This is a genomic window from Streptomyces sp. NPDC017943 (genome assembly GCF_044328425.1).
GTDB lineage: Bacteria > Actinomycetota > Actinomycetes > Streptomycetales > Streptomycetaceae > Streptomyces > Streptomyces djakartensis_A.
The window spans coordinates 1-1,911 of record NZ_JBIRHH010000080.1 but is presented as its reverse complement, the minus strand read 5'-3'; the positions used below and the strand labels follow the sequence as shown (position 1 = coordinate 1,911).

The window sequence follows — 1,911 nt, the reverse complement described above, 5'->3', positions numbered from 1 at the left end:
AGCGGCTCGATCCGGTCCCACATCGCATCGGTGATCATCAATCGGACAGGCACATCCGATCAACTGATCAACCCATCAAAGAGACACGACCTAGTCGCTCTTGCCGCTGGTGGTGAGCTTATACAGCGAGCCGATGCTGATCAGGTCCGGGCGGGCGTGCTTCACCACCGTGCCAGCCAGGCCCGGTCCGCGGCCTGGGTCACGTCCAGGCCCTGCGGGATCATCCGCAGCATGAACCGGTTGCGGTCGACGGGCGCACCCTCGTCGGCGGCGGCTTTGGCCATCCGGCGCAGCCACGGGCGGGCCTGGTCGGCAGCGTTCTCGGCATCGATGTGCAGGACCCGCACCGGCTCGATGCGGGCCTTCTTCCACGGGTGCAGGCCGGCCGCAGCCCGCATCAGAATCTGCCGCAGCAGTAGCGACTTGCCGCCACCCTCCCCGGCCGTGGTCATCAGCCGCTCCCAGCGTGCGAGCACCCCCGGGATCACCCAGTCCGGCTCGTCGTCGGCCCCCTCGAGGAAGTCGACCAGGTCCACGCTGGGCAGTCGAGCGGACCTACGGCTGGCTCATGCTCCACCGCCGCCGCGCCCGCGACTACGAAACCCTGCCCACCCGCTCCGAAGCGCTGGTCAACCTCGCAATGACCGACCTCATGGCCCGCCGCCTCACCGGCGAGAACACCATCTCCTTGCGCGACCCGAAGAAGTCCACCAAACACCCCATCCCGGGATGAAACATCGGACGAAAACGACCTCTGAACAAGCTCAGCGGTTGAGCTGGCTGGTGTGGGTGTTGGAGGTCGGCTGGTGAGTGGGGGAGTCGGTGTCCGGGGACGGTGTGCGGCTGTCGGCTGGTTTTTCGGGTATAGGCAGGATGGATGCGGCCCGTGCCGTCAGCGTGTTCTGCGGTTGGGAGGCAGGGTCTTCTGCGGAATCGCTGGCGGCGCCGTCCTCGATCAGCTTGCCGCCGGATGCTTTGAACAGAGAGCCGTATCCGGTGTACGGGCCGCGGTAGGGAGCCGATGAGCCGGGCTGCTGGGATTCCTGCTGCCGCGGCGAAGGAGCTGGCTGCCCTGTCAGCTGCCCTGCCTGGAGTGCCGGGGATACGGGCAAGGAGCCGGCCTGCACCGCCGGCTGACTGGAGGACGAAGCGTCAAGGGACATCACGTCGTCTGTCCCACCCAGGTAGCCCCTGGATGCTATGTCAAGCGAAGGGTATCCCCTGTAAGGATTGACATGGGCCGAAAAGACACTCTGCTGCGCGTGACCCCAACCCATATCAGCCCGCTGCTCCTCCTTGACCCGCCACGGGTCGGAAAGCTCCCCGGGAATCCCCACCGCGCCAGCATGCCTCTGCTCTTCTGCACGGGCCCTTTCCATCGCCTTCACGGATTCCGCCTTGGCTTCTGCATCGCGTATATATTTCGCTACGTCAATTTGCGCATAACGACGATCCGCCCTAATGATACTCAATCGCCTGTTTTTTGGCATAAGTGTCGCGATAGCGATAAGATCCCTCTGCTCCCCGGATGACAGCATCTTAAACGTTAAGAACCCCTTACCCTTCCCTTGGGAAAGGGGGCTCGTGTATGTCTGCTCCCAGAAGCCGCGGTTTCTGGCGTAGACCGTCATGAAGATCGGCTCTTCTTCATACGCGCTGAGAAAATCTTGCCAATCTTCCACGCTTGCTGGCATTGCTGCCTCTTTTCTTGCCCTCTTAATGGCTTGTAGGTCAAGGCTGTATTGGTGGTCGGCTGACTGTCCGAGGCTTGATTGAATAAGCGGAGAGTGCTCCTGAACTGCAACGATGGGACTTGCCTAGAGGTTGTCCCGTATGGGGTGTCAGTTATCCGGTGAGGGCTAGGTTGTGGAGCCGGGAGATGCCGAGCATGGCCTGGTGAACGCCGTTGCC

Annotated in this window: 2 protein-coding genes and 1 pseudogene; 1 reads left to right on the top strand and 2 read right to left on the bottom strand. The window is 62.7% G+C overall.

What is annotated here, in order from left to right; genetic code table 11:
* Nucleotides 1–161: 161 nt before the first annotated feature.
* The gene (locus ACH4C6_RS36370; RefSeq protein WP_398112843.1) at nt 162–536 is read right to left on the bottom strand and encodes an AAA family ATPase; all 375 of its coding nucleotides are present in this window, start codon (nt 534–536) and stop codon (nt 162–164) included.
* Between ACH4C6_RS36370 and ACH4C6_RS36365 the strand changes: the two are divergent.
* Nucleotides 524–733: pseudogene (locus ACH4C6_RS36365) on the top strand (IS5/IS1182 family transposase); the annotation flags it as partial. The gene ACH4C6_RS36370 and the pseudogene ACH4C6_RS36365 overlap by 13 nt on opposite strands.
* Before the next feature lie 31 nt (nt 734–764).
* On the opposite strand, the gene ACH4C6_RS36360 reads toward ACH4C6_RS36365, so the two are convergent.
* Nucleotides 765–1,694: a hypothetical protein gene (locus ACH4C6_RS36360; protein WP_398112842.1), complete on the bottom strand. Its 930-nt coding sequence runs from the start codon at nt 1,692–1,694 to the stop codon at nt 765–767.
* Between the last annotated feature and the right edge of the window lie 217 nt (nt 1,695–1,911).